The following is a 24,808-nucleotide window of genomic DNA, read 5'->3' as shown; positions in this document are numbered from 1 at the left end:
TGCCTCCCCCGGACCCCCTCCGAAGTATTTGAAGAACGAAGAAGGGGCGTGTGGCGGGGCCTGAAGTTCTTGGGACGGACAGGGCGCCGGGACGCCACGTTTCCGTGGGGTCATGAAACCTTTTGTTGAGGTCCGCACGTTCCTTTCTTACGTCGGAGGAAACGAAGGGAGTTTCCATGCGCTACGTTCACACGATGGTCCGGGTGTCGGACCTGGAAGAGAGCCTCGACTTCTGGTGCAACAAGGTCGGGCTGGTCGAAATCCGCCGCAAGGAGGTGCCGGAGGGCAAGTTCACGCTCGTCTTCCTCGCGGCCCCGAAAGACAAGGAGAGCGCCGAGGCGACGACCGCGCCGGAACTGGAGCTGACCTATAACTGGGACAGCGACGAGGTGTATGAAACCGGTCGCTCCTGGGGGCATCTGGCCTACAAGGTCGATGACATTCATGCCTTCTGCCAGAAGCTCATGGACGCCGGCGTCACGATCAACCGCCCGCCGCGCGACGGTCGTATGGCCTTCTTCAAATCGCCTGATAATATCTCGGTGGAACTGATCCAGGACGGCCCCGCGCTCGACCCGACAGAGCCGTGGGTGTCGATGGAAAACACAGGAGACTGGTAGGAGGCCTTATGTCCCGCAGACTGCAAGATCTCGTCCGACTGAACGCCCGTGACCGCCGGGGCATCGCCCCGGTGGAGGGAACCGTTGCGGCCTCGCCCGCGTCATTCGCCGCCCATCAGCCCGCAGACCTCAGGGCCGAGACCGAGGCGACGCTGAGTGCGCTGCCTGCGGGCCTGGCCGACCGGGTGCTCGCGCGGTTCGATCCGGGCCGGGTGATTCCCGGCTCCTACGAGCAGGAGCGCGACATCCTGTTCTTCATCAACGTGCCGATGACAGCGGGCGGGGCCGTGGTAGGGGCGCTTAAGGACGTGTTCGACCGGACGCGGTCCTTCGGGTCCGGGGCGCTCAAGGGCGATCTCAAGGCCGAGTGGCAGGCTGCGCTGGACGCGCGCGAGGCGGCCGGGGGCCGGTTGCGGCAGGCACTTGCCGGCCCGTTCCGGTTCAAGCGGCTGTCCGAGATGGTGACGGGGGCGAGCGAGGTTCAGTTCGCGAGCTTCATCCGCAACCCGGCGGACCGGCTGTTTTCGGATTATGTCGCGCAGTCTTCGCCCGACAATCCCGACCACGCGGCGTTTCTTGAGGAATTCCCCACGTTCGAGGCCTATGTCGACGGCGCGCCGGAAAACCCGCAGCTTGCCCAGCTTGTCGGCATGACCGGCAACGTGTCGGAGATGCTGGAGCGGCTGGTGTCGACCTACAGCTTCGTCGGGGTAAGCGAGCATGTCTCGGCCTCGGTCGAGCATTTCCGCCGGTCCCACAACCTGCCGACGCTGAGCGACATCTCGGAAGCGGCGATGGATCAGGCCGCGCGCCTGAGCCCCGCGCTGCGGTCGCGCATCTGCAAGCGGCATATGGGGGACTGGGTGCTCTTTACCCTGCTGGAGCCCGCAATGGCGGGGTTCGAGCAGCGTCTGGCGGCTGTCGCCTATCCCGACCGGCTGTCGTAATTTTGGCGTTTGTCGGGCGCGAGTTTGCGCTCGGCGATGCCCACGAGCCAGATGATCGTGATGGCCGGGACGGTGACGAGCACCGCGACCACCCACAGGCCCAGCCCGCAGGCCAGCCCGACGGATGCGGTGAGCCACAGGCTCGCCCCTGTCGTGAGGCCGTGGACCTTGCCCTGCGAGAACACGATGAGGCCCGCCGCGAGGAAGGCCACGCCCGAGGTCACGGCCTCGATCACGCGGATCGGGTCCATCCGGGCGCCTTCCGCATAGCTGTCGCCGCGGCTCATGAGTTCCAGCATCAGGATGCAGTAGACGGCGGCGGCGAGGCCGACGAGCATATGGGTGCGCAGGCCCGCAGGGCGCGCGCGCGATTCCCGCTCGAACCCGATCAGCCCGCAAAGCAGGACGGCCCCGGCGAGTCTCATCGCGAGGATGCCCGGCGGCAGCACCGTGGTGGCGGCCAATTCATTGAGCAGACTGTCGTACATGGCAGGGGTAAACTGCCGCCAAGGCCTCGCGGTTCCGTGAAAATCGCGTGAGAAAACGCCAAGTCGTTAAACTATCGGAACAAAAACCTCATGAATTTGTTACCATAGGGACGAATCCATTGAAGAAGGAAGTCCAGATGAAAACCCGAGTTCTTGCCGTTGCCGCCCTGTCCGTGTTCGCTCTTGCGGGCTGTGAAACCGAAAATCAGGTGCAAGGGACGGCGGTTGGCGCCGCGGCCGGCGCGGCTGTCGGGGGGCTTTCGTCCGGTTCGCTTGCCGGTGCTGCCGTGGGTGCCGCGACCGGTGCCGTTGCCGGCAACCTTATCGCCCGCGTGGGTGAAGGCGAGAACCAGTGCATCTATCAGGATCGCAACGGCAACCGCTATCGCGCGGCCTGCCCCGAAAGCTGATCCAGCGTCGCGGCCCTTGCCGCGCATGAAAAAGCCCCGCCATTCGGCGGGGCTTTTGTCGTTCGGGTCGTTGGATCAGGTCAGGCAGCGGCGAGCCAGTCGTCGACTTCGCGCTGGGCCTCTTCCTTGGAGCGACCGTATTTCTCCTGGATCAGCCCTTCGAGCTTCTCCCGGTCACCATCCACCTGGTCGAGGTCGTCGTTCGTGAGCTCGCCCCACTTGGTCTGGGCGTCGCCCTTGACCTGTTTCCATTTGCCTTGCACTTGGTCCCAATTCATCGGGTGCCTCCTTTCGTTCAGGGTCTGCAATTGAAACGCCTGGTCCCGGTCCGGAGTTCCGCCCCGAGGTCCGTTATTCCCGGCTCCTGTCAGCGGGCTGGACCGGGTGGAGGTGGTCGGAGGGGACGATGGTGTCGTCGAAGGCCTGAATCGGGAAGTCTATGGTCACGGTATAGCTGTCATCCGTCATCTCGCGCGATACGCGGCCTTCCATCTGGCTCACGAAGGCACGCACCAATTGCTCGCCCAGGCCGGTCGAAATGTTGTCCTCGATCTCGGCGGGCTCTGCCGAAATGGTGTTCCTGACCACGACGACACCCCGGTTTCCGCCCGCCTTGCAATCAAGCGACACGGCCACGCGCGGCCTGGTCTCACCCTCGGCGGGTCCCATGTGTTTGAGCGCATTGGTCACGAGTTCCGAAATGGCGAGAGACAGCGGCACGGCCTGATCCGGATAGACCTCGCAGTCGTCGTAACTCGCGTCGAGGATCACGTCGCGCGTGTCGCCGGTATGGGAAGAGCTGACCATCTGGCTCACGATGGCCTCCAGCAGTTCGCCCATGCGCACGCGTTCGGCCGTCGAGGTCTCATAAAGGTTCTGATGCACCCGCGCTATGGACATGACCCGTTGGCGGATGTCGGTGAGGGAATCCTTGATCGCCGGATTGCGCGACTTGCGGATCTTCATGCCGAGGATCGACACGATGAGCTGGAGGTTGTTCTTCACCCGGTGGTGGACCTCCTTGAGCAGGACGGTGCGCTGGTGGATCGTGTCGTAAAGCTCGGCCTCGTCATGCAGGATGTTTTCGGCCAGCCGCATCCACGTCTCTTCCATGTCGCGGATCTCGGTCGGCAGGCCCCGGTCGCGGCGCGGTTCCACCAGCTTGCGCGAGCGCATGAACTGGAGCATCCGGGCGCGCAGGTTGCGGGTGGGTTTGATGACCATGCGCTGCACGGCATAGAAGGCGACGGCGAGGCTCACCAGCCACATCAGCAGCGGGAAGAGCATCGAGGTGCTGAAGCTCATCCCGTTGCCGATCGCGTTGCGCCGGTATTCCCAGCTGCCGAGCGCGTAGACCTGCCCGGACACGATGGGGACGAGGGCGAAAACACGACGCTCGTTATTGGCGTTCTCGGCGATGAAGGCGACCTCGGACCCGCCGGTGAGCGCGCGCAGGGAGCGGTCGGCGGGCAGGTTGTCGGCCAGGTCGGTGGCATCGGAGGAGGTGGTCAGAACCTCGCCATCCCCGTTGAAGGTGATGAGCTCGAGAGGCCGGTTCTTGAGGTCGTCCGCGCCGGTCGGCGTGGTCAGCCCGCGGTGGGGGAGCGAGGCCACGACATAGCCGTCGTAATCGCCACCCGTGATCACCGGGAGCGACACGACAATCACCGAAGTCTGGCTGATCGACCCCCGGATCGCAAATTTCACACGGGGGCCGGGATTGTCGATGAATTCCCTGTGGAGCGGCCGCTCGGCAAGGCTCTGGCCCTGTGCAGACGAACCGCACATCACGGTCCCGTCGCGCGCGACGTAGCCGATGAAAGACAGCTCCGGCGTGTCGCGCAGGAGCGCGGACAAGGGCTCCTCGCAGGGATAGCCCGCCTCGCGCATCACGGGAACCATGGTGACGAGACTCTTGGCGACGCCCGTGGCCGTGCGGATCGCGGCCTCCTGCTCTGCCGCCGCGTCGGAAGTGAGCGCGAGCAGCGTCTGGGCGAGGTCACGGTCGGCGCGATCGAGCAACTGATAGGTCGTCGCGACGGAAATGATGCCGACGGGAAGGAGCGCGATGGCCAACAGCCCCGCGATTCGGAAGGTCAGCGACCGGCTCCGTTCCCGGAAAGTATTGATCAATTGCCGGACTTCCTCACTTGCATCCCTGAGTTCACGACCGCCATCGTGGCGCTGTCGGTGATTTCGAGGCTTTCCTCATCAGACAGCTTGAGCAGCTCGGTCAACCGCGAACGGCCCCGGTTGATTCGGCTCTTGATCGTCCCGATGGCGACGCCACAGGTCTCGGCAGCTTCCTCATAGGACATGCCGGACGCGCCGACGAGGATCAGCGCCTCGCGCTGTTCCACCGGCAGTTCGGCGAAGACCTTTTCGAAATCGGCGAGCGCGAGGCGCCCGTCGTGATGCGGTTTCTCGGACAGTGTCTGCGCCATCGCGCCGTCCACATCCTCGACCTCGCGCTTTTTCTTGCGAAGGTCCGAGTAGAACGTGTTGCGCAGGATGGTGAACAGCCATGCACGCAGGTTGGTCCCCGGTTTGAACTTGTCGAAATTCTTCCACGCCTTGACGATGGTGTCCTGCACCAGGTCGTCAGCGGCCGCGGAATTTCGCGTCAGACTCGCAGCAAAGGCACGCATCGCCGGCAGATGCTCGACGACGGCCTCGCGCGGGTCGACGGGACTGTTGTCATTCGCCATGCTTGGACCCCTGATCCTGGTCCTTCAGCTTGGACAGCAAGTCCATGAACTTGTCGGGCACATCTTCTTCGAGCGTGCGTTGGAAAACCTTACGGAGATTTTCGTCGATCTGTTCGGCGAGAGGATCCTCTCCTTCGATGTCTTTTTCCGTCATGTGTGTCCGCGTCCCATTCCGTGCTGCCTCACAGCGCTTTTTTTTCAAACTGCTGGAACCAAACCAGCAAGTCGGCGTTTTGTTCCAGACGACGTGAAAAAATTGGGGAAAAAAACAGGGATGGATGGGATGCCCGACTCCGAGACAGAATTTCTTTCCGTGAAGGTCGCTGCGCTTCTGCCGTATCTGCGGCGATATGCGCGTGCGCTGACCGGAAGCCAGAAGACCGGCGACACCTATGCGGCCGCCACGCTTGAGGCGCTGCTCGAAGACCGCTCGGTTTTCGATCTCGGCCTTGACCACAAGGTCGCGCTCTTCCGCGCCTTTCATCAGATCTGGTCGAGCTCCGGCTCGCCGGTCGACACCGGCGAGGAGGGGATGCACGAACGTGCGCAGCGCCACCTTGCCAAGCTCACCACCAACACCCGCGAGGCGCTTCTCCTCTATACGGTCGAGGAGTTTCCGACCGCGGACATCGCGCAGATCATGGAGATGCCGGCCGACGAGGTGAACCACCTGATCGGCGTCGCGCGCAAGGAGATGGAAGACAGCGTGAAGGGCCGTGTCCTCGTCATCGAGGACGAAGCGATCATCGCGATGGATCTTCAGGACATCGTGGCCGACATGGGCCATGCGATCACCGGCGTCGCCCGGACCGAGCGCGGGGCGGTGGATCTGGCCGGGAAAGAGACCCCGGATCTGATCCTGTCGGACATCCAGCTTGCCGATGGCTCCTCCGGTATCGACGCCGTGAACGCGATCCTGAAAAGCGCGGGGGATGTTCCCGTGATCTTCATCACCGCTTTCCCCGAACGGCTGTTGACCGGCGACCGGCCCGAGCCGGCCTTCGTCATCACCAAACCCTATTCCGAGGATCAGGTCCGCTCTGCGGTCAGCCAGGCGATGTTCTTCGCATCGACCGAAACGCTGCATACCTGACCCCCGGTTCCCTCGAAGGTGCGAAAGGCGGCGTCCCCCCTCGGGGCGTCGCCTTTTTTTTGGCGCGCAAACACGAAAAAACGGGGCGCCCGATGGACGCCCCGCTTTGGTGTTTCAATGTGCCTCGCTTACACGCGCCGGCCACGGACCGCGCGGGCGATGAGCGCCACGACGAACAGCACGAGGAACACGAAGAACAGAATCTGCGCGATCCCGGCGGAAGCCGAGGCGATCCCGCCGAAACCGAAGACGGCGGCGATAATCGCGATGACGAGGAATGTCAGAGCCCAACCGAGCATGACGAACCCTCCTTTTCTCTGGTTACAAACAAAGGCGTCGCGGGGACGCCGTGATTGTGGGGGAAACGGTTAGGTGGATCGGAAAGTTCCAGCGAAAAGAATCCCTTGGATGACGGAACACCTCCTACGCGCACGCGTTGAACACCCAAATGGACAGACACCCAAAAGGAGCTATCCAATGGCAACCGCCACACCGACCACCACGACCACTGCCGGGCGCAACGGCATGGACAAGGACGTCAAGGATCTGCAGGCGCAGATCGAGCAACTCAAGGGCGACGTGTCCGAGTTGACCACGACGCTGCGCGACGTGGGCAACTCCACCGCCGCCGAATACAAGACCCGCGCCAAGAAGACCGCGAAGAAGGCGCGCGCCAAGGGCCAGAAGGCCGCACAGGACGCGCAGGACAGCGCCGCCGCCTATTATCGCACTGCCGAAGGCCAGGTGCGTGAGAACCCGGCAGCCGCCGTGGGGATCGCCGCCGGCGTCGGCTTCATGGTGGGTCTGTTCCTGAGCCGCAAATGATTGCGGCAATTGAATACCGCGTAAGGCTTGCCATTCGCCGCACCATGTTTGGTGTGGCGAGTGGCATCCTTTTGTTCGTGGGGATCGCGTTTCTCGCGGTCGCGGGCTGGATCGCCCTGTCGGAGTTTTTCGACACGCTGCAACTCGCCCTGATTTTCGGTGGTGTGTTCGTGGGGCTTGGCCTGATCATGCTGGCCATGACGCGCACCAACAAGGCGGCCGTGAAGATGGCGCCGAGTGTGCACGCGCCCGCCTCGACGGCGGCGCCCGCTGCGGGCATGGCAGCCGTCGGCGGCCTCAGCGCGGCCTTCGTGCAGGGCATCACCGCCGGGATGGCGGCCGGCAAGGGCCACACGCCGCCGGAGGACGATCACCCGTATCACTGATCTGGAGATTTCCGAAAAGGACGCCGCGCCCAGCCATCGCCGGGCGCGGTTTTTCCTGTGACGGACAGCCGGGCGTCAGCCCTCGCGCACGACGTAAACCGACGCCTTGGTATGGCGCACGACGCGGGCGGCGTTCGGACCCAGAAGGTAATCCGACAGGTCCGGGTCATGGGCGCCCAGCACGATCAGATCGGCCTTGTCCTTGTCCGCCGCTTTCAGGATTTCCTGATAGGCCTTCCCCACCGCAACGACATGCCGGCATTTCTTGTTGGCCTCTTCGCCCAGAACCTTGCCCACCTCGTCGCAGAGCAGCGCGTGGGCATGTTCCACCGCCTTTTCCGTATGGTCCTGCGTGAAATACCCGCCGACCACCGACATGCCGTAATCCGGCACGACCGTGATGACGTCGAGCTGCGCGCCCTCGGCCTCGGCGATCTTGTGGGCGCGTCGGAGCACCATGGCCTCGGCCTCGGGGCGGTTGATGTCGATGGCGCAGAGCACGGTCTTGAGGGTCATGCCGGCACTCCTTCGCGGGTGGTGGCCGCAGGGGCGCGGCGGGTTTGCAGGAAGGCGATCAGCGCCATGAGCGCCAGCGCCGGGATGAAGATGAGTTCCTTGGGCATCTGGTCGGCAGGTGCCCGGACCGCCGAGATCGTCACCGGCTCGTCCCCGTAGAAATCGAAGGAGGACAGCTTGTCCGAAAGCTGCGTGCCGAACATCGGCTCTTCGAGAATGACGTCGTCGCCCTCCTGCATCAGGAGCAGCCCCCATTCGTCGAGGCGGGCCTGCGCGCCCTCGACCTCGGGCACGGTGAGCACGACGGTCATGTCCTTCATCTCGAGCGTGTCGAAGTCGGGCCCGGAGATCACGACGCGCAGATCACGGCCCACCGGGGCGTTCTCCACACGTTGTTCAAGCGCGGTAGGCTCGACCTCGTCATAAGGTGGCTGGATCTGGTCCATGAAGAAGCCCGGACGGAACAGCGCGAAGGCGATGACGAGCATCGCCACCGTCTCCCAGATCCGGTTCTTGGTGAGGAACCAGCCCATCGTCGCAGAGGTGAAGATCAGGATGCCAATGGTGGCCACGATGAACACGATGATCCCCTGCGTCAGCGTCACGTCGATCAGCAACAGGTCGGTGTTGAAGATGAACACGAAGGGCAGGGCGACGGTGCGCAGCGAGTAGAAGAACGCGGTGAAGCCGGTCCTGATCGCGTCGCCCCCCGACACGGCCGCGGCCGCGAAACTGGCCAAGCCCACGGGTGGAGTCACGTCCGCCATGATCCCGAAGTAGAACACGAACAGGTGGACCGCGATCAGCGGCACGACGAGGCCGGATTGCGCGCCCAGTTCCACGACGACCGCGACCATGAGCGAGGACACGACGATGTAGTTCGCCGTGGTCGGCAGGCCCATCCCGAGGATCAGCGACAGGATCGCCACGAAGATCAGCATCAGGATCAGGTTGCCGCCCGACAGGAACTCGACGAAATCCGCCATCACCTGCCCGATACCCGTCAGCGACACGGTGCCCACGATGATCCCGGCGGTCGCGGTGGCGAGGCCGATCCCGATCATGTTGCGCGCCCCGTCGATCATACCGCCGATCAGGTCGATGAGCCCGTCCTTGAGCTTGGCGAACGGGTTGGATTCACCCCGGAACATCGCCTTGAGCGACCGTTGGGTCAGCAGGATGCCGAACAGCAGGAACGTGGCCCAGAAGGCCGACAGACCCGGCGACTTGCGCTCGATCATCAGGAAATAGACCAGCACGATGATCGGCAGCAGGTAGTAGAGGCCCGATTTGTAGATCTTCGGAATGTCCGGAAGCTCCACGTCCTCGGAATTTGGATCGTCCGGCTCCAGATCATCCACGGTGGAGGCGAGGTAGATGAGGCCGACATAGACCAGCGCCAGCAGCGCCGCGAGGATCCAGCCCGAGCCGGTCGGAACCATCGAGGTCACGAGGCGGACGGGGAATTGCGTGATGTAGCACAGGATCGCGAAGCCAGCGAAGAACAGGAACATGCCCAGGATCGTGCGCCACAGTTTCACGACCTTGTTGCCCAGCGTCGGCATCCGCGTTTTCACCGCTTCGAGGTGCACGATATAGACCAGCGCGATGTAGGAGATGATCGCGGGCAGGAAGGCGTGGGTGATGACCTCGACATAGGAAATGCCGACATACTCGACCATCAGGAAGGCCGCGGCCCCCATGACCGGCGGCATGATCTGGCCGTTGACTGATGAGGCCACTTCGACCGCCCCGGCTTTTTCCGACGAGAACCCGACCCGCTTCATCAGCGGGATGGTGAAGGTGCCGGTGGTCACGACGTTGGCGATGGACGAGCCGGAGATAAGGCCGGTGGCCGCAGACCCGACGACAGCCGCCTTGGCCGGGCCGCCGCGCAGGTGGCCAAGCGCGCCGAACGCCATCTTGATGAAGTAGTTGCCAGCGCCTGCCTTATCGAGCAGCGCGCCGAAGAGGACGAAAAGGAACACGAACTTGGTCGACACGCCCAGCGCGATGCCGAACACGCCCTCGGACGTGATCCACATATGCGACATGGCCTTGCGCAGCGATGCGCCCGCCCAGCGGATCGTGTCGGGCACCACTTCGGACGCGCCGAAGAAGACATAGCCCAGAAAGACCAGCGCGAGCACGACCATGACCGGGCCGAGCGTGCGGTAGGCGGCGATGAAGAGGAGCGTGAGACCGGCGAGCGCGGCATAGGCGTCCGTCTGGTCGGCCAGCCCGCCGGCCTGCACGATCTTTTCATAGAAGAAGTAGCCGTACAGCGCGAGGATCGCGCCGCCCACGGCAAGTATCCAGTCATACCACGGCACCCTGTCCTTGGGCGCCGAGCGGAACAAAGGATAGGCCATCGCGGACAGGAAGATCGCGAAGGCGAGGTGAATCTGGCGCGAGTTGTTGATCGCGTCGGACGGCAGGATATAGGGCGCCCAGGGCGAAGCGAGCAGCACCTGGAAGATCGACCAGATCAGCGCGACGGCGGCGATGAAAAGCCCGAGGCCCCCCGGAACGCTGCGCGCGCCACTGTCGGAGGCGGCGACAAGCTCCTGAAGTTCGTCTTCGTTCAGGCTGCGTTTCTCACTGTCGGACATTGTCCCTCCGTCCCGGCCGTTCTGGCGCGATGAAATCTGTGTTTCTTATGGGGAGGGGAGGGCGGCGGACCGCCCTCCTGATTGGTGTCTGGTCGGAGATTACTCTAGCCAGCCCTGTTCCTGGTAATACTTCTCGGCACCGGCATGGAGCGGCGCGGACAGACCGGCGGACGCCATCTCTTCCGGCACGAGGTTCGCAAAGGCCGGGTGCAGACCCGTGAAGTCTTCGAAGTTCTCGAACACCGACGAGACGACGGTGTAGACCGCGTCTTCGGACACGTTCGACGAGGTGACGAAGGTCGCGCCGACACCGAAGGTCATCGTGTCCTCGTCATTGCCGCGATACATGCCGCCGGGGATGGTGGCCGTCCGGTAGAACGAGTTTTCGTCGATCAGGCCCTGAACGGCGTCACCCGCCACTTCGACCAGCACGGAATCGCAGGCGGTGGTCGCCTCCTGGATCGAGCCGGAGGGGTGACCGACGGTATAGACCATCGCGTCGATCTGGTTGTCGCAGAGCGCGGCGGATTGTTCGGCGGCCTTGAGCTCGGTCGCGAGCGCGAAGTCGTCCATGGTCCAGCCTTTGGCTTCCATCAGCACTTCCATCGTGCCGCGCTGACCGGAACCGGGGTTGCCGATGTTCACGCGCTTGCCTTGCAGGTCGTCGAAGGTGGTGATGCCGGAATCGGCGCGGGCGACCACGGTGAAGGGCTCCGGGTGGACCGAGAAAACCGCGCGAAGCTCTTCGAACGGCCCGGCCTCTTCGAAGCGCGAGGTGCCGTTGTAGGCGTGGTACTGCCAGTCCGACTGGGCGACGCCGAATTCAAGCTCGCCCTCGCGGATCGTGTTGATGTTGTAGACCGAGCCGCCGGTGGATTCGACTGAGCAGCGGATGCCGTGGTCGCGGCGTCCCTTGTTGACGAGCCGGCAGATCGCGCCGCCGGTCGGGTAATAGACGCCCGTGACGCCGCCGGTCCCGATGGTGATGAACTCTTCCTGCGCCATCGCGGGCGCCGTGAAGGCCACCGTCGCGAGGGCGGCAAAGCCCAGTTTGATGTGTTTCATCATATTTTCTCCCGTTGCTTCTGGTTGGTTGACTTCAAAGACCGATCACCTCGCCAAGGGCCAGGTTGGCGGTCTCGATATCCGCGATCCGTTCGGTCGCGGCGGGTCCTGCGCGTTTCGCGACCATGGCCATCAGTGTCTCCACGAAGAACATGGTCGCCACGTAGGACGAAAAGAAATTGGGGCTGTCGGTGGGCACCACCACCCGCGCCGAGGCATGGCGCAGCGCGGGGCAGGTGTGCGTGTCGGTGACGACGAGGACGAAAGCGCCCCGCGTATGGGCGAATTCGGCAGCGCGGATCGAGGTGGTCGAAAATGGCGGCTTCGTGATGACGAACAGCGCATCACGGGAATCGAGGTCTGTGACCGCGCTCCCGATGGAGCCGCCCATTCGCCCGGCGGGCGTCCAGGCGTCACCCAGGAAGTTGCCCATATAGGCCGCGTATTCCGCGATGGCGGTGGAGCCGAGCCCGCCCAGCACGACGACGCGCCGTGCCTCGTGCAGGTATTTCGCGATTTCCTCGAACCGGCTCGTGTCGAGGGCGTCCACCAGCCCGTCGATATTGGCGACACAGGCATCCCGGCTGCGCGCGACAAGGCTGCGGCCCTCGGTGTCGCTTTCGACCTGCAACGCCCCGGCGCGGTCGGCAAAGCTCGAGTGTCGCCGCTCAAGCCGCTTGCGCATACTCTCGCGCAGCTCCTCGAAGTTCTGGTAGTCGAGCGCCTTGGCGAGCCGGGTGAAGGTGGCGGGCGCGAGGCCCGAATGGTCCGCGACGGCGCGCAGCGAGCGGGTGGCGGTGTCGAGGGGATTGGCCGCGATGTAATCGCCAGCTTCACGCAGACGGGCGCTGAGGCTGTCATAGGACGTCGCAAGTCGTTCCTCGAAGCTGGTCAGCACACGCCCCCCGTAACCGTCAAAAGCAGAACCGAGTCGGAGCGTTTCATCTGTTTCATATCTTGTCAACGGTTGAACCATCTGTTTCATGCTGAAACATGTTGAATGACCGAGTCGGTCCGGGAGCCTACGGCCATGAGCCACGTTTTTCATCGTTCCGCCACATCTTCACCCCCTGTCGCAACACGCGGGGATGGCGCCTATCTTTTTGATAAGGCGGGAAAACCCTACCTCGACGGGTCCGGGGGAGCGGCGGTGTCCTGCCTTGGTCATTCCGACCCGGACGTCATCGGGGCGATCAAGGCGCAGGCCGATGCCCTGCCCTTCGCCCACACCGGGTTCTTCACCTCGGAACCGGCGGAACGGCTGGCCGACCGGCTGATCGCCCATGCGCCCGAGGGGTTGGACAAGGTCTATTTCGTCTCCGGCGGGTCCGAGGCGGTGGAGGCCGCGCTCAAAATGGCGCGGCAGTATTTCGTGGAAACGGGTGAGCCGCAGCGGTCGCGCTTCATCGCGCGGCGGCAAAGCTACCACGGCAACACGCTGGGCGCGCTGGGCACTGGCGGCAATGCATGGCGGCGGGCGCAGTTCCAGCCGCTGATGGTCGAAACCAGCCACATCGCCCCTTGCTACGCCTATCGCGGGCAGGAGGAGGGCGAGGATGCGGTGGCCTATGGTCGCCGTGTCGCGGACGAGTTGGAGGCGGAACTCCTGCGCGTCGGGCCCGAGACGGTCATCGGCTTCATCGCTGAACCCGTGGTCGGCGCGACGATGGGCGCGGTGCCCGCCGTGCCGGGCTATTTCAAGCGCATCCGCGAAATCTGCGACCGCTACGGCATCCTGATGATCCTCGACGAGGTGATGTGCGGCATGGGCCGGACCGGCACGCTGTTCGCCTGCGAGCAGGACGGGGTGACGCCCGACATCGTGACCATCGCCAAGGGGTTGGGCGCGGGATACCAGCCGATCGGCGCGACGCTGTGCACGGCGCGTATCTTCGAGGCGTTCGCGCAGGGGTCGGGCTTCTTCCAGCACGGCCACACTTACATCGGCCACCCGATGGCGACCGCGGCGGCGGACGTCGTCGTGACCAAGCTGACCGAGGGCGGCATGGCCGCGCGGGCGGCGGATATGGGCGAAAAGCTGGGCGCGGCGCTGACCGACGCCTTCGGCCAGCATCCCCATATCGGTGACATTCGCGGACGGGGCATGTTCCGGGGGCTCGAGATCGTCGCGGACCGCGAGACCAAGGCCTCCTTCGACCCCGCGTTGGGCATCCACAAGAAGGTCAAGGCCGCGGCCTTCGAGGCCGGGCTCATCTGCTACCCGATGGGCGGAACCATCGACGGGGTGCAGGGCGACCACGTCCTGCTCGCCCCGCCCTTCATCCTGACCGACGACCAGCTGGGCGAATTGATCGACAAGCTCGGTACGGCCTTCGGGGCGGTGCTGTGATGCTGCCCTCGCTCATGGTCGCCCCGAACGGTGCCTCGAAAACCCGCGCCGATCATCCCGCGCTGCCGGTCACGCTGGACGAGGTGACGGAGGCCGCGCGGGCCTGCCGTGCCGCCGGGGCCGACGGGCTTCACCTCCACCTGCGCGATGGCGGCGGGGGCCACCTGCTCGACACCGGTGCGTATCGCGAGGCGTTGACGCATCTGGGCGAGGCGCTTCCCGATATGCCGGTGCAGATCACGACCGAGGCGGCGGGGCGCTATGGTCCGGGCCATCAGAAATTCGTGGCGCTCAATTCCGGTGGCACCCTCGTCTCGGCCGCATGGCGTGAGATCACGGGGGAGCCGGGGGCAACCGCGTTTTATGAACAGGCGGCGGATGCGGGGATTGCCGTGCAGCATATCCTTTACGACGTGAGCGACGCCGAAGGCCTCGCGCAAACGCTGCCCAAGAGCCTCCTGCGCGACTCGCGGCTCCAGCTCATCTTCGTGCTCGGGCGTTATGTCGACGGACAGGTCTCGACGCCGGACATGCTGCATCCTTTCACGGACTGGATGCGCGCCACGGACATCAACCCGGACTGGATGCTCTGCGCCTTCGGGCAGGGAGAGACCGCGTGCCTCGCCGAGGCGCATCGCGCCGGGGGCAAGTGCCGGGTTGGGTTCGAAAACTCGCTCGTCAACGCCGACGGAACCACCGCTCCGGACAATGCGGCCCGTGTCGCCGAGGTGCGCGCGGCGCTGGGCTAGTGCTTGGCCACCCGGTCGCCATGATGGGTAACGACCGCCACGAGATCTTCGGGCGGGGTGCGGGACGGCAGGAAGGCGCAGGCATTGGGGCTCATCGAAAACACGGACCCGTCCGAGAAGAAGGACGATGCCGTCACAAAGACCACCTTGGCCGCCGGATGCCGGTAGGCCGCGTAATCCGCCACGGCCATCGCGCCGGAGCCGGGCAGGTCCAGATCGGCCACGATCATGTCCACATGCCCGTCGCGCAGCCGGTCGAACGCCGTCTCGGTCGTGCGGACGAGAGTCGCGCGCGCGCCCTGCCGTTCCAGGTGCCTTTGCCAAAGGCGACCGAGGTCGGCATCTGTTTCGACGATCAGGACGTCCACAGAATCACTCGAATCCAATCTGTAGGTGCACTTGCCGGATGGCTCATTCTACACCAAGCGCCCCAGGAACAAAATCTACCGAATCCTACACCAATGAAAGAGGTGACGGAGATATAGGATAACCAGCCCTTCACCATTGCTTTCGTGGCGGTTTTCCGTTTCAAGCAGCGAAAAAAGGAACACCATGACACCGACCTGGATCACCATTTGCGACACCTGCAAGCGCGACGACTGGGCCGCCAAGGGCATTGAGCGGACCGATGGGCAGGTTCTGGCCGATCTGGTGGAAGCTGCGGCGGCCGACACGGGCCTGAACGTGCGCCGGACCTCCTGCCTCATGGGCTGCGACCATTCCTGCAACGTCGCGGTGCAGGCGTCGGGCAAACTTTGCTACACGCTGGGCCGGTTCGAGCCGACCGAAGAGGCCGCGCAGGGCATCGTGGACTGGGCCGTTCTCCATGCCGACAGCGCGACGGGGCAAGTGCCCTACCGGACCTGGCCGGTGGCGGTGAAGGGGCATTTCGTGACCCGGCATCCGCCCTTGCCCGGGGCCGAATGACCACCCCGCGCGACCACGGCGGCGGCCTCGACGCCGCGATGCCGCATTGGGGCGGGACGCGCGCCGACTGGATCGACCTGTCGACGGGCATCAACCCGAGCCCCTTTCCGCTCCCCCAAATACCGTCCCAAGCGTGGGCGGCCCTGCCTGACACCGGCGCGATGGCCGCACTGGAAACGGCGGCGCGCGACTTCTGGATGGTGCCCGATGGGGCGGGTGTGGTCGCCGCGCCCGGCGCCTCGGCCCTCATCGCGCGCATTCCCGCGCTCTTCGCCCCGGGGCGGGTGCGGATCGAGGAACGGACCTACAACGAACATGCCGCCGCCTTTTCACAATCCGGGTGGGAGGTCGTGCGCGACGGTCCCGCCGAGGCGCGTGTCGTGGTGCATCCGAACAATCCCACCGGGCGCATGTGGTCGGGCGAGGACGACCATCCCCGAGGCCTCACCATCATCGACGAAAGCTTTTGCGACATCGCGCCGGACGATACGCATGTACCGGCGCGCGGGGCGGAGCCGGGGGTCGTCATCCTCAAGTCGCTGGGCAAGTTCTGGGGCCTTGCGGGACTGCGCCTTGGCTTCGCGATCGGGGACGCGGCCCTGATCGACGCGTTGCGCGAGATGCTCGGCCCCTGGCCGGTCTCCGGCCCCGCGCTGACGGTCGGGCACGCGGCGCTGACCGACATCGACTGGGCCAACCGGACGCGCCAGCGCCTCAGCGCCGATGCCGCGCGGCTCGACGAGTTGATGCAGGCGAAGGGGGCCGAGGTGGCGGGCGGCACGGCGCTCTTCCGGCTCTACGACGTGGGCGATGCGGCGGCGTGGCAGGACCGGCTCGCCCGTGGCCGGGTCTGGAGCCGGGTGTTTCCCTATGAGCCACGCTGGCTGCGCCTCGGCCTGCCGCCTGAGGATCGCTGGGATCAGCTGGAGGCCGCGCTGTGAGCTTTGCCGCCGTTCTCGTCATCGCCCTCCTGATCGACGCGGTGGCCGGAGAGCCGGAGCGGCTCTGGTCGCGCGTGCCGCACCCGGCGGTCATCATGGGGCGCGCCGTCGGCTGGGCGGACGAGATGCTGAACCACGGGCGCGGGCGGGTCGTGACCGGGGGCGTGACCATCGCGGCGCTCACCGCGCTCGCCGCGAGCGTCGGCTGGGCGCTCGCGCAACTGGGCTGGGTGGTCGAGGCGCTTGCGGCCGCGATCCTGATCGCCCACCGCTCGCTCGTCGATCATGTGGAGGCGGTGGCGGACGCCCTGTCGCTGTCGCTCGCCGACGGACGCGCGGCGGTGGCCCGGATCGTGGGGCGCGACACCACCGACATGGACGACGGCGACGTGGCGCGCGCGGCGATCGAGAGCGGGGCCGAGAACTTCTCGGACGGGGTCGTGGCCCCCGCCTTCTGGTTCCTCGTCGCGGGGCTGCCGGGGATCATGGCCTACAAGATGGTCAATACCGCCGACAGCATGATCGGCTACCGAACACCGCGGCATGAGGCGTTCGGCAAGGCGGCCGCGCGGCTCGACGACGTCCTCAACTGGATTCCCGCGCGGATTTCCGCCGTGCTGATGTTCCTCGTGAACCACCGCCCCGGCGGCTGGGCGACGGTCGCCGGCGACGCCCCCCTCCATCGCTCGCCGAACGCTGGCTGGCCCGAGGCGGCGATGGCGGTGAGCCTTGACGTCGCTCTATCCGGCCCGCGCAGCTACGAGGGCGAGGTTCGCGACTACCCATTCGTGAACGAGACCGGCGAGCGCGACATCGGCGCGACCGAGGTCGACCGTTCCGTATCGGTGCTCTGGCGGGCGTGGATCGCGCTTCTCGTGGTCGTGTTCATCATCGCGGTTGTCTGGTGAGCGGGGCCTGATAGGCTCTCTTTCGACCATTTGAACCGGAGTGCCCGATGAAGAAACTGATCGCAGCCGTGGCCCTGAGCCTCGCCACCGCCAGCCCCAGCGCAGCGCAGGACATCCCCGCGCCGCTTGTCGAATGCGGCGGCTCGTTCTCGTCCTTCGTCGGACGGATGAAGGACCTCGCCCTCAGCCGGGGCCATGACGCGGGCACGGTGAACAACTTTTTCGCCTCGGTGCGGCAGGACGGCGCGACGCTGAACGCTGACCGGGGGCAGGGGTTCTTTCAAAAACCCTTCATCGAGTTCTCCCGCTCGCTCATTTCGCAAAACCGCATCGACAACGGGCGTGCGAACCTCAACCGCTACTCCAGCGTCTTCGACCGGATGGAGCGCGAGTACGGTGTGAGCCGGGGCGTCCTCACCGCCTTCTGGGCGTTCGAGACGGATTACGGCGGGTTCCAGGGCAACTTCAACACGCTCAATTCTCTGATGACACTCAGCCACGACTGCCGCCGTCCGGGGCTGTTCCAGCCACAGGTTCTGGCTGCGCTGGAGCTTTACAAGAGCGGAGACTTCTCCCCCACCGGCACCACCGGCGCATGGGCGGGTGAGATCGGTATGGTCCAGATGCTCCCCAGTGACATCATCGAGGCGGGCGTGGACGGCGACGGGGACGGGCATGTGCGGCTCAAGACCTCGGCCCCCGATGCGTTGCTCTCCGGCGCGAACATGCTGCGCGAACTGGGCTGGCGGGCGAACGAGCCGTGGTTGCAGGAGGTCGTGGTGCCCCAGAACCTCGACTGGACCAAGACCGGGACGGACAACAGCCTGCCGACAAGCCAGTGGGCCAGCATGGGCGTGCAGGCACGCAACGGCCAGCTGCGCACCGACCTGCCCGGCAAGATCATCCTGCCGCAGGGGCACAAGGGCCCGGCGTTCATCGCCTATCCGAACTTCGACATCTATTTCGAGTGGAACCAGAGCTTCACATATGTCCTGACGGCGGCCTATTTCGCCACGCGGCTGGAAGGCGGGCCGATCTATGACGCGGGCAACCCGGACCCGGGCCTGTCGGGCGGCCAGATGAAGGCGCTGCAACAGAAGCTTCAGGCGCGCGGGCATGACGTGGGCAAGATCGACGGAATTCTCGGCGCAGGCACGCGGGCGGCGGCGCAGGCGGAACAGGCGCGGCTTGGTCTGCCGGCGGATGCCTGGCCGACAGCGGCGCTGCTGAACGCGCTTTAACCACGTTAGCGGGCGCGCGTTTACAGGAAATTAGGGAATGTGATAAACACTGAACCTACGAAATGTATTTCAGTGTCATCACCGAAAAACGACCCCGCAGAGTTGCAGCTCTGCGGGGTCTCTCTTTCCCGGCCTAGTGGCCGATCCAGAGTCGGATGATTGCCATGAGCAGCGTTGCCGCTCCGAGTGTCACCATCCATTTCCGAAATGTATGTTCGTCCAGTGTCATCACCTCCAATCACCGCGAAGGGTCGCGGCGACCGGAGAATTGACCGGGAATCGTTCAGATGGCGTTAACCGTCACCAGTTGATGTGTTCCTCGTAGAGCACGATGCTGTCGAGCCAGAGATCCAGCAGCGCCTCGAAGTCGCGATGGGTCAGGCCGTCGAGGCTCGTCGCAACGTCCATCTCGATCCGCGCCACGCCTTCATCCGTCTTGTACGATCGCACGAAACGCCGTTCGGTGTTCCATGCGTTGATGGAGTCGAGCGGCAGATCGGGGGCGCGGTAGCCCGCGTAGAACTGCACCGCCTGACAATCGGTGTTGTCGGTGCAGTCGTAGAAAAACAGGCTAAGCTTGTCGCCGTTGGAGCGGTATTCGACAAGCGGATCGCCCACGCTGTCCTCGGTCAACCGGGCCGGGAACCCTTTGGCCTCAAAGAAATCCACGAAGCTCTGCGGGTCGGTGGCGATCACCATGTCCGCTGACGCCCCCGTACCTTCGAGCGATTTCTGCTCCTGCGCGATGGCCGGTGCGGCGAGGATGGCCAGCGCGGCCGCGACGAGTTTGGGTGACATGACGCTCTCCCTTGATGCCCAGTGACAGCTTAGCCGGGAATCGCCACGGGGCAACAGGGTCAGGCGACGAGCGCCTCGGCTTTCTTCAGATCGACCGAGACGAGCTGGCTCACCCCCTGCTCCTGCATCGTCACGCCGAAGAGCCTGTCCATCCGGCTCATCGTCACCGCGTGGTGGGTGATGATGAGGAACCGGGTGTCGGTGCGGCGCGTCATCTCGTCCAGCAGATCACAGAACCGCGTGACGTTCGCATCGTCCAGCGGCGCATCCACCTCGTCCAGCACGCAGATCGGTGCGGGGTTGGCGAGGAAGACGGCGAAGATCAGGGCGAGCGCGGTCAGCGTCTGCTCGCCGCCCGACAGGAGCGACAGGGTCGACAGCTTCTTGCCCGGCGGCTGGCACATGATCTCAAGCCCCGCTTCCAGCGGGTCGTCGGATTCGACCAGAACGAGGTTCGCCTCGCCGCCGCCGAAGAGGTGACTGAAGAGCGTGCCGAAATTCGCGTTCACCTGTTCGAAAGCGGTCAGCAGCCGCTCGCGCCCCTCGCGGTTCAGCGCGGCGATGCCGTGGCGCAGCTTTGAGATGGCTTCCTCGAGGTCAGACTTCTCGCGCGTCAGGGTGTCGTATTCCTCCTGCACCTCGCGGGCGTCTTCTTCCGCGCGCAGGTTCACCGCGCCGAGCGCGTCGCGCTGGCGTTTGAGCCGGTTCACGTCGGCCTCGATCTGTTCCGACGCGGGCATCTGGTCGGGCACGACGTCGAGCGATTCGAGAAGGTTGTCCGGCGTCGTCTCCATATCCTCCTGGATACGCTCCACGGCATAGGCGGTGGTTTCGCGGGCGGCGTCCAGCCGGGCTTCGGCGCGGGCGCGGGCCTCGCGCGCCTCGCCCGCTTCGCGCTCTGAGTCCCGCTCGGCCATCTGCGCCTCACGCAACACGCCTTCGGCAGCAGACAGCGCATCCTGCGCCGTGGCGCGTCGCGCTTCCGCCTCGGCGATCTGGCGGGCAAGTTCGTCGCGCTTCGCGGCCAGTTCCTCGGGCGCGGCCTTGGCATCCTTCAGTTCGGCTTCCGAGGCGGTCTTGCGCTCGGCCAGTTCCGCGATCCGCTTCCCGGCTGTTTCGAGCCGGTGCTTCCAGCCGGAGATTTCCTTGGTCACTTCCTGCGAGCGGCGCAGCCGGGCTTCGCCCTCGCGCTTGACCTCATCATGGGCCGACCGGCGCGCCATCATGGTCATGCGCGCGGCCTCGACCGTCATCTTGGTATCTTCGACTTCGGCCCGCGCCTCGTCGAGATCGGGGAGGGTTTTGACCGCCTTTTCCGCCTCGACCAGACGGGCGCGCGCTCCGGCGGCCTCTTCCTCGTGCCGGGTGACGGCCAGCCCGAGGTTCTCCAGCTTGCCCTCGGAAATGTTGCGATCCGCCTCGGCCCGCGACTGGGCCCGGTTGGCCTCGGACACGGCGCGGTCGGCGTCACGCCGGGCCTCGCGCGCGGCCTTGTCGGCCTCGGTCGCGCGGGTCAGTTCCTCGCGCAGCGCCTCATGCGCCCGCATCGCGCCATCGGCTTTGGACTGGGCGCGTTCGAGATCCTGCTTGAGCTCTTCCAGACGGTTGAGCTGTTCCAGGCGCAGCGCGGCGGCGGAGGGCGCGTCCTCGGCGGCGACCCGGTAGCCGTCCCAGCGCCACAGGTCGCCCTCGGCCGTGACGAGCCGCTGGCCGGGGCGCAGGAGCGGCTGGAGCCGCGCGGCGTCCTCCGCCGAGACCAGCCCGACCTGCGACATGCGCCGGCCCAGAACCTCGGGCACGGTGACGTAGTTGGTCAGCGCCGCGACACCATCGGGCAGCGTCTGGGCATCGGAGTAGCCGGGCAGGGTGAGCCAGCCGGAGGTGTCAGGATCGTCCACGGCGGGCGCGCGCAGATCGTCGGCCAGCGCGGCCCCGAGCGCGGCCTCATAGCCCTTCTGCACCCGCACGAGGTCGAGCACCTGGCCCCCCTCGGCGGTGTCGCGTTCGAGCAGCTTAGCGAGCGCCATGACCTCGGCGCGCAGTGCGTTCACTTCGCCCTCGGCCTCGGAGCGGGCGGCCCGTGCTTCGGCCTCGCGCGACTGCGCGTCAGCCCGCGCCTCGTCGGCGGCGACCAGCGCGGCTTCGGCGGCTTCGGCGGCCTCGGCCGCCTGTTTCTGCGCGTAATCCGCTTCGGAATAGGCGAGCTTGGCGGCATCGAGCGAGGTCTTGGCCTGAACGGCAGCCGCCCGCGCGCGCTCGGCTTCGCCTTCGGATTTTTCCAGCGTTTTCTTGGAATCGTCCAGCAGGCGGTGCGCCGACTGGTGGCGGGCGGCGAGGCGGGCGACATCCTCGGTCAACTGGCTCAGCGCATCCTCACGCTCGCCCAGCACGCGCTTGGCCTCGCGCGCGTCTTCGGAGGCGGCCTCCAGCCGGGCCTCGTGGCCCTCGGACGCCTTGGCGAGTTCCGTACGCTCCCACTCCAGCCGTTCGATGGTCTCGCCCGCGTCGCGGTTCAGCGCCTCTTCGCGCTCCATGTCGCGGGTAAGCTGGTCGATCCGGTTCGTCAGCGTTTCGATCCGGGCGACCGCCTGCTCCTCCTGCTCGGCAAGCTGGTCACGCGAGACGGTAAGGCGCTGAAGCACGGCGGCGGCAATCGCCTCCTCCTCGCGCCGGGGTGGCAGCTTGTCCTCGGCCTCGGTACGGGCCTTGCCGGCGGCGCGCGCGGCACTTTCGGCGGCGGCGGCGGCACGCACGCGGTCCGTGAGAACCTCCTGCGCCTTGGCCCGCGCTTCGTCCGCCTCTTTCCAGCGGCGATAGAGGAGCATCCCCTCGGAATTGCGCAACTGCGCCCCGATCTCGCGATACCGCTGCGCCTGCCGGGCCTGACGCGCAAGCTGGGCCAACTGGCTGGCGAGCTGTTCGGTCACGTCCTCGACCCGCGCAAGGTTCGTCTCGGTCCCCTTGAGCTTCAGCTCCGCTTCGTGACGCCGCTGATAGAGGCCCGAGATTCCGGCGGCTTCCTCGAGGATGCGGCGCCTGTTCTTGGGCTTGGCGTTGATGAGTTCGGAAATCTGCCCCTGCCGCACGAGGGCGGGGGAATGCGCGCCGGTGGAGGCATCGGCGAAGAGCATCTGCACATCGCGCGCCCGCACGTCCTTGGCGCCCACCTTGTAGGCCGAGCCCGCGTCGCGCGTGATCCGGCGCACGATCTCCAGAAGGTCCGAATCGTTGAACCCCGAGGGCGCGAGCCGTTCGGAGTTGTCGATCTGAAGCACCACCTCGGCAAAGTTGCGCGCCCCGCGTGACGAGGTGCCTGCGAAGATCACGTCCTCCATCCCGTCGCCGCGCATCGCCTTGGCGCGGTTTTCACCCATCACCCAGCGCAGCGCTTCGAGCAGGTTCGACTTGCCGCAGCCGTTCGGCCCGACGACCCCCGTCAGCCCGTCCGCGATGATAAGATCGGTCGGGTCAACGAAGCTTTTGAAGCCGTTGAGGCGCAGGCGGGTGAATCGCACGGGGGGTGTTCCTGATTCCGTCGTATCGGCACATGATCCCGATGCTGCGGCGCGGAGTCAACGCGCCTGCGCTGCATATGGCGGTCCGTTGCGGGTTATCCACAAGATATTGCGCAGCTCGGGGTTTCGCCCCGGCAAAGCCGGGCCGACCCGCTGGAGGGGCGCTGCCCCTCCAGACCTCCCCGAGGTATTTGTGGACCAGAGAAGGGGGCAGGGTCGGTGGAAACGCGCGACGTGTCGCAATCCGCCTTGACCGGGCGCCACGCTCTGCGTCACAAGGATGGGACATGGTTCCCGAGACGGCGCAAAGCGCCACGGGAGAATAGGGAATGCGGAGGGGTGATCCAAACCGGAGCCTTCAGCCGCAGCCGCCCCCGCGACTGTAATGCGGCGAGCGACCGTCAGATGCCACTGGGTGCCACACCCGGGAAGGCGGCGGAAGCGACGACCCGCGGAGCCAGGAGACCTGCCATGTGGACTGAAACCCACCCGTCGGGGAGACGGGCCAAGGAGGGACAACACATGACGACCAAGACCATCCGCACCACAGCCGTGGCCGCCGACAGCAAACTGGGCGCGATCTTCGCCGTTCTCGCGTTCGGCGCGGTTCTGCTCTTCGCCGCCGGTTACGCGCAGGCGACCGTTCTGCACGACGCGGCCCACGATCAGCGTCACGCGATGGCGTTCCCCTGCCACTGAGGCAGGCCTGATCCCATGCTGAAAAATTTGCTGACCGGCGCGCTCGTCGCCGGTGTGGCGTCCGGCCTCGTGGCCGCGGCGCTTCAATTCGCATTCGTGATTCCACTGATCCTGGAAGGCGAACTCTATGAAACCGGTGCCCGCATCCACTTCGGCGCGGGCAGTCCGCAAAGCCCGGCGGGATCGCCGGGGCTCGGGGGCGACTGGGGCCGTCACCTGATGACCGTCACCTTCGACGTGGTGAGTTACACCGCCTATGCGCTGATTCTGTCGGGCCTCATGGCGCTGGCGGTGCGGCAGGGGCACGCGGTCGGCGCCCGGCGCGGGGCCGTCTGGGGCCTTGCCGGGTTCTTCGCCGTGCAGCTGGCCCCGGCGGCGGGTCTGCCCCCGGAACTGCCCGGCACCATCGCCGCCGAGGTCGGGCCGCGCCAGGCATGGTGGAGCTTCGCGATCCTCGCGACCGCGGCCGCGCTCTGGCTCTTCGCCTTCGTGCCGCAGTGGTGGGCCGTGGCTGTCGGCGTGGTCCTCGTCCTCGCCCCGCATCTGGTCGGCGCGCCGCATCTCGACACCTATTTCGGGGTGGCCGCACCTGAGCTGGCGGCGGAGTTCGCGGCCCGCTCGCTCGCCTTCGCGGCCATCGGCTGGGTCGTACTGGGCGCCATCGCCGGCGCCATGATGGTGCGGGACGATTAGGCGGGGATGCGCCCGATGAGCTTGAACCGCAGCCGTTCCAGCACCCGCGCGTCGGTGATGAGGCCCTTTGGCGCGGCGTCGTACAGGGCGAGGAACGTCTCGACCTCATCCGCGAGGGTGGGGTCGACGTCTCCGAACAGATACGCGGCCTTGCCCTCCTCGCGCACCGACAGGCACACGGGACGGGCGCAGGCGTTCATGCAATGCGCCCGCTCCACCTTCATCCGCGCGGCAAGCGCATCGGCCAGAGCCGTGCCCCCTTCGCATCCGATGCAGACGGCCACGCGCCCTGCCATACCCTTTCCTTCCACACCGTT

At 65.9% G+C, this 24,808-nt stretch carries 28 protein-coding genes and 1 riboswitch; of the genes, 14 read left to right on the top strand and 14 right to left on the bottom strand.

Annotated elements, in window-relative coordinates; all coding sequences use genetic code 11:
* The first annotated feature begins 176 nt into the window (after positions 1-176).
* Together B2585_RS00615 and B2585_RS00610 are read left to right on the top strand one after the other, a co-directional pair.
* Positions 177-620, top strand: coding sequence for a VOC family protein (locus B2585_RS00615; protein WP_292019059.1), 444 nt, complete (start codon positions 177-179; stop codon positions 618-620).
* A gap of 8 nt (positions 621-628) precedes the next feature.
* Positions 629-1,567: a hypothetical protein gene (locus B2585_RS00610; RefSeq protein WP_292019058.1), complete on the top strand. Its 939-nt coding sequence runs from the start codon at positions 629-631 to the stop codon at positions 1,565-1,567.
* Here the strand turns inward: B2585_RS00610 and B2585_RS00605 are convergent.
* A complete protein-coding gene (locus tag B2585_RS00605; protein ID WP_292019057.1) occupies positions 1,546-2,055 on the bottom strand; it encodes an MgtC/SapB family protein in 510 nt (169 codons plus the stop codon). The two genes, B2585_RS00610 and B2585_RS00605, sit on opposite strands and share 22 nt — an antisense overlap.
* Positions 2,056-2,102: 47 nt before the next feature.
* Here B2585_RS00605 and B2585_RS00600 point away from each other — a divergent pair, with 47 nt between their 5' ends.
* Complete coding sequence (locus tag B2585_RS00600; RefSeq protein WP_292019056.1) at positions 2,103-2,465, top strand: YMGG-like glycine zipper-containing protein; 363 nt, start codon at positions 2,103-2,105, stop codon at positions 2,463-2,465.
* Positions 2,466-2,545: 80 nt separating this feature from the next.
* Here B2585_RS00600 and B2585_RS00595 read toward each other — a convergent pair whose 3' ends face one another.
* The 4 genes from B2585_RS00595 to B2585_RS00580 all read right to left on the bottom strand — a co-directional run bounded on the left by B2585_RS00595 (position 2,546) and on the right by B2585_RS00580 (position 5,327).
* A complete protein-coding gene (locus B2585_RS00595) occupies positions 2,546-2,743 on the bottom strand; it encodes a CsbD family protein (RefSeq protein WP_292019055.1) in 198 nt (65 codons plus the stop codon).
* A gap of 73 nt (positions 2,744-2,816) precedes the next feature.
* Positions 2,817-4,598 (bottom strand): sensor histidine kinase, encoded by a 1,782-nt coding sequence (locus B2585_RS00590; protein WP_292019054.1) that lies wholly within the window; start codon positions 4,596-4,598, stop codon positions 2,817-2,819.
* A complete protein-coding gene (locus tag B2585_RS00585) occupies positions 4,595-5,173 on the bottom strand; it encodes an RNA polymerase sigma factor (RefSeq protein ID WP_292019053.1) in 579 nt (192 codons plus the stop codon). Before B2585_RS00585 ends, B2585_RS00590 begins: the two co-directional genes overlap by 4 nt.
* Positions 5,163-5,327 carry a NepR family anti-sigma factor gene (locus tag B2585_RS00580; RefSeq protein WP_292019052.1) on the bottom strand — a complete coding sequence of 55 codons (165 nt, stop codon included), beginning with the start codon at positions 5,325-5,327 and terminating at the stop codon, positions 5,163-5,165. The genes B2585_RS00585 and B2585_RS00580 overlap by 11 nt, the downstream gene beginning before the upstream one ends.
* Positions 5,328-5,447: 120 nt before the next feature.
* Between B2585_RS00580 and B2585_RS00575 the strand changes: the two genes are divergently transcribed.
* Positions 5,448-6,266 carry a response regulator gene (locus B2585_RS00575; protein ID WP_292019051.1) on the top strand — a complete coding sequence of 273 codons (819 nt, stop codon included), beginning with the start codon at positions 5,448-5,450 and terminating at the stop codon, positions 6,264-6,266.
* Between the two features lie 128 nt (positions 6,267-6,394).
* Here the strand turns inward: B2585_RS00575 and B2585_RS00570 are convergent, their stop codons facing one another.
* A complete protein-coding gene (locus B2585_RS00570) occupies positions 6,395-6,565 on the bottom strand; it encodes a DUF1328 domain-containing protein (protein ID WP_008331790.1) in 171 nt (56 codons plus the stop codon).
* A 178-nt stretch (positions 6,566-6,743) separates the two neighbouring features.
* Between B2585_RS00570 and B2585_RS00565 the strand changes: the two genes are divergently transcribed.
* Together B2585_RS00565 and B2585_RS00560 are read left to right on the top strand one after the other, a co-directional pair.
* A complete protein-coding gene (locus B2585_RS00565) occupies positions 6,744-7,091 on the top strand; it encodes a glycine zipper domain-containing protein (protein WP_292019050.1) in 348 nt (115 codons plus the stop codon).
* Positions 7,092-7,135: 44 nt separating this feature from the next.
* Positions 7,136-7,477, top strand: a complete 342-nt coding sequence (locus B2585_RS00560) for a phage holin family protein (RefSeq protein WP_292019049.1) — start codon at positions 7,136-7,138, stop codon at positions 7,475-7,477.
* A 75-nt stretch (positions 7,478-7,552) separates the two neighbouring features.
* On the opposite strand, the gene B2585_RS00555 is transcribed toward B2585_RS00560, so the two are convergent.
* The 4 genes from B2585_RS00555 to B2585_RS00540 form a co-directional block, all read right to left on the bottom strand.
* The gene (locus tag B2585_RS00555; protein ID WP_292019048.1) at positions 7,553-7,993 is read right to left on the bottom strand and encodes a universal stress protein; all 441 of its coding nucleotides are present in this window, start codon (positions 7,991-7,993) and stop codon (positions 7,553-7,555) included.
* Positions 7,990-10,605, bottom strand: coding sequence for a TRAP transporter permease (locus tag B2585_RS00550; RefSeq protein WP_292019047.1), 2,616 nt, complete (start codon positions 10,603-10,605; stop codon positions 7,990-7,992). Before B2585_RS00550 ends, B2585_RS00555 begins: the two co-directional genes overlap by 4 nt.
* A gap of 99 nt (positions 10,606-10,704) precedes the next feature.
* On the bottom strand, positions 10,705-11,670 hold the full coding sequence (locus B2585_RS00545) for a TAXI family TRAP transporter solute-binding subunit (protein WP_414674023.1): 966 nt from the start codon (positions 11,668-11,670) through the stop codon (positions 10,705-10,707).
* Between the two features lie 34 nt (positions 11,671-11,704).
* Positions 11,705-12,568 carry a MurR/RpiR family transcriptional regulator gene (locus B2585_RS00540; protein ID WP_292019045.1) on the bottom strand — a complete coding sequence of 288 codons (864 nt, stop codon included), beginning with the start codon at positions 12,566-12,568 and terminating at the stop codon, positions 11,705-11,707.
* 132 nt (positions 12,569-12,700) lie between these two features.
* On the opposite strand from B2585_RS00540, the gene B2585_RS00535 reads away from it, so the two are divergent.
* Both B2585_RS00535 and B2585_RS00530 read left to right on the top strand, forming a co-directional pair.
* Positions 12,701-14,020 (top strand): aspartate aminotransferase family protein, encoded by a 1,320-nt coding sequence (locus tag B2585_RS00535; RefSeq protein WP_292019847.1) that lies wholly within the window; start codon positions 12,701-12,703, stop codon positions 14,018-14,020.
* Positions 14,020-14,769, top strand: a complete 750-nt coding sequence (locus B2585_RS00530) for a 3-keto-5-aminohexanoate cleavage protein (protein ID WP_292019044.1) — start codon at positions 14,020-14,022, stop codon at positions 14,767-14,769. Before B2585_RS00535 ends, B2585_RS00530 begins: the two co-directional genes overlap by 1 nt.
* Here the strand turns inward: B2585_RS00530 and B2585_RS00525 are convergent.
* Complete coding sequence (locus B2585_RS00525) at positions 14,766-15,155, bottom strand: response regulator (protein ID WP_292019043.1); 390 nt, start codon at positions 15,153-15,155, stop codon at positions 14,766-14,768. The genes B2585_RS00530 and B2585_RS00525 overlap by 4 nt on opposite strands.
* A gap of 166 nt (positions 15,156-15,321) precedes the next feature.
* Here B2585_RS00525 and B2585_RS00520 point away from each other — a divergent pair, with 166 nt between their 5' ends.
* From B2585_RS00520 to B2585_RS00505, 4 genes are read left to right on the top strand one after another with little or no spacing between them, the layout of a single operon-like run.
* Positions 15,322-15,696, top strand: coding sequence for a DUF1636 domain-containing protein (locus tag B2585_RS00520; protein ID WP_292019042.1), 375 nt, complete (start codon positions 15,322-15,324; stop codon positions 15,694-15,696).
* Complete coding sequence (locus B2585_RS00515) at positions 15,693-16,637, top strand: threonine-phosphate decarboxylase (RefSeq protein WP_292019041.1); 945 nt, start codon at positions 15,693-15,695, stop codon at positions 16,635-16,637. Before B2585_RS00520 ends, B2585_RS00515 begins: the two co-directional genes overlap by 4 nt.
* Entirely contained in the window at positions 16,634-17,545 is a 912-nt protein-coding gene (gene cbiB / locus B2585_RS00510; RefSeq protein WP_292019040.1) for an adenosylcobinamide-phosphate synthase CbiB, read from the top strand. The genes B2585_RS00515 and cbiB overlap by 4 nt, the downstream gene beginning before the upstream one ends.
* Positions 17,546-17,592: 47 nt before the next feature.
* Positions 17,593-18,786 carry a lytic murein transglycosylase gene (locus B2585_RS00505; RefSeq protein WP_292019039.1) on the top strand — a complete coding sequence of 398 codons (1,194 nt, stop codon included), beginning with the start codon at positions 17,593-17,595 and terminating at the stop codon, positions 18,784-18,786.
* A 300-nt stretch (positions 18,787-19,086) separates the two neighbouring features.
* Here B2585_RS00505 and B2585_RS00500 read toward each other — a convergent pair whose 3' ends face one another.
* Complete coding sequence (locus B2585_RS00500) at positions 19,087-19,584, bottom strand: YbjN domain-containing protein (protein ID WP_292019038.1); 498 nt, start codon at positions 19,582-19,584, stop codon at positions 19,087-19,089.
* Between the two features lie 59 nt (positions 19,585-19,643).
* Positions 19,644-23,099 carry a chromosome segregation protein SMC gene (gene smc / locus B2585_RS00495; RefSeq protein WP_292019037.1) on the bottom strand — a complete coding sequence of 1,152 codons (3,456 nt, stop codon included), beginning with the start codon at positions 23,097-23,099 and terminating at the stop codon, positions 19,644-19,646.
* A 271-nt stretch (positions 23,100-23,370) separates the two neighbouring features.
* Positions 23,371-23,587: riboswitch (cobalamin riboswitch) on the top strand.
* Positions 23,588-23,621: 34 nt separating this feature from the next.
* Here smc and B2585_RS00490 point away from each other — a divergent pair.
* Positions 23,622-23,798 carry a CbtB domain-containing protein gene (locus B2585_RS00490; RefSeq protein ID WP_292019036.1) on the top strand — a complete coding sequence of 59 codons (177 nt, stop codon included), beginning with the start codon at positions 23,622-23,624 and terminating at the stop codon, positions 23,796-23,798.
* A gap of 15 nt (positions 23,799-23,813) precedes the next feature.
* Entirely contained in the window at positions 23,814-24,491 is a 678-nt protein-coding gene (locus B2585_RS00485; protein WP_292019035.1) for a CbtA family protein, read from the top strand.
* Here B2585_RS00485 and B2585_RS00480 read toward each other — a convergent pair.
* Complete coding sequence (locus B2585_RS00480) at positions 24,488-24,787, bottom strand: DUF1636 family protein (RefSeq protein WP_292019034.1); 300 nt, start codon at positions 24,785-24,787, stop codon at positions 24,488-24,490. The two genes, B2585_RS00485 and B2585_RS00480, sit on opposite strands and share 4 nt — an antisense overlap.
* Between the last annotated feature and the right edge of the window lie 21 nt (positions 24,788-24,808).

The sequence above is a fragment of the Maritimibacter sp. UBA3975 genome, assembly GCF_002384975.1.
Lineage (GTDB): Bacteria > Pseudomonadota > Alphaproteobacteria > Rhodobacterales > Rhodobacteraceae > Maritimibacter.
This window is presented reverse-complemented; position numbering and strand designations above follow the sequence as displayed.

Bases quoted from the DNA above. Each gene is read 5' to 3' on its own strand.
- B2585_RS00575 (WP_292019051.1), top strand. From the start codon at position 5,448: ATGGATGGGATGCCCGACTCCGAGACAGAATTTCTTTCCGTGAAGGTC.
- B2585_RS00500 (WP_292019038.1), bottom strand. From the start codon at position 19,584: ATGTCACCCAAACTCGTCGCGGCCGCGCTGGCCATCCTCGCCGCACCG.
- B2585_RS00570 (WP_008331790.1), bottom strand. From the start codon at position 6,565: ATGCTCGGTTGGGCTCTGACATTCCTCGTCATCGCGATTATCGCCGCC.
- B2585_RS00580 (WP_292019052.1), bottom strand. From the start codon at position 5,327: ATGACGGAAAAAGACATCGAAGGAGAGGATCCTCTCGCCGAACAGATC.
- B2585_RS00505 (WP_292019039.1), top strand. From the start codon at position 17,593: ATGAAGAAACTGATCGCAGCCGTGGCCCTGAGCCTCGCCACCGCCAGC.
- B2585_RS00515 (WP_292019041.1), top strand. From the start codon at position 15,693: ATGACCACCCCGCGCGACCACGGCGGCGGCCTCGACGCCGCGATGCCG.
- B2585_RS00480 (WP_292019034.1), bottom strand. From the start codon at position 24,787: ATGGCAGGGCGCGTGGCCGTCTGCATCGGATGCGAAGGGGGCACGGCT.
- B2585_RS00545 (WP_414674023.1), bottom strand. From the start codon at position 11,670: ATGAAACACATCAAACTGGGCTTTGCCGCCCTCGCGACGGTGGCCTTC.
- B2585_RS00595 (WP_292019055.1), bottom strand. From the start codon at position 2,743: ATGAATTGGGACCAAGTGCAAGGCAAATGGAAACAGGTCAAGGGCGAC.
- B2585_RS00605 (WP_292019057.1), bottom strand. From the start codon at position 2,055: ATGTACGACAGTCTGCTCAATGAATTGGCCGCCACCACGGTGCTGCCG.
- B2585_RS00610 (WP_292019058.1), top strand. From the start codon at position 629: ATGTCCCGCAGACTGCAAGATCTCGTCCGACTGAACGCCCGTGACCGC.
- B2585_RS00565 (WP_292019050.1), top strand. From the start codon at position 6,744: ATGGCAACCGCCACACCGACCACCACGACCACTGCCGGGCGCAACGGC.
- B2585_RS00520 (WP_292019042.1), top strand. From the start codon at position 15,322: ATGACACCGACCTGGATCACCATTTGCGACACCTGCAAGCGCGACGAC.
- B2585_RS00550 (WP_292019047.1), bottom strand. From the start codon at position 10,605: ATGTCCGACAGTGAGAAACGCAGCCTGAACGAAGACGAACTTCAGGAG.
- B2585_RS00560 (WP_292019049.1), top strand. From the start codon at position 7,136: ATGTTTGGTGTGGCGAGTGGCATCCTTTTGTTCGTGGGGATCGCGTTT.
- B2585_RS00615 (WP_292019059.1), top strand. From the start codon at position 177: ATGCGCTACGTTCACACGATGGTCCGGGTGTCGGACCTGGAAGAGAGC.
- B2585_RS00535 (WP_292019847.1), top strand. From the start codon at position 12,701: ATGAGCCACGTTTTTCATCGTTCCGCCACATCTTCACCCCCTGTCGCA.
- B2585_RS00555 (WP_292019048.1), bottom strand. From the start codon at position 7,993: ATGACCCTCAAGACCGTGCTCTGCGCCATCGACATCAACCGCCCCGAG.
- B2585_RS00485 (WP_292019035.1), top strand. From the start codon at position 23,814: ATGCTGAAAAATTTGCTGACCGGCGCGCTCGTCGCCGGTGTGGCGTCC.
- B2585_RS00585 (WP_292019053.1), bottom strand. From the start codon at position 5,173: ATGGCGAATGACAACAGTCCCGTCGACCCGCGCGAGGCCGTCGTCGAG.
- B2585_RS00530 (WP_292019044.1), top strand. From the start codon at position 14,020: ATGCTGCCCTCGCTCATGGTCGCCCCGAACGGTGCCTCGAAAACCCGC.
- B2585_RS00490 (WP_292019036.1), top strand. From the start codon at position 23,622: ATGACGACCAAGACCATCCGCACCACAGCCGTGGCCGCCGACAGCAAA.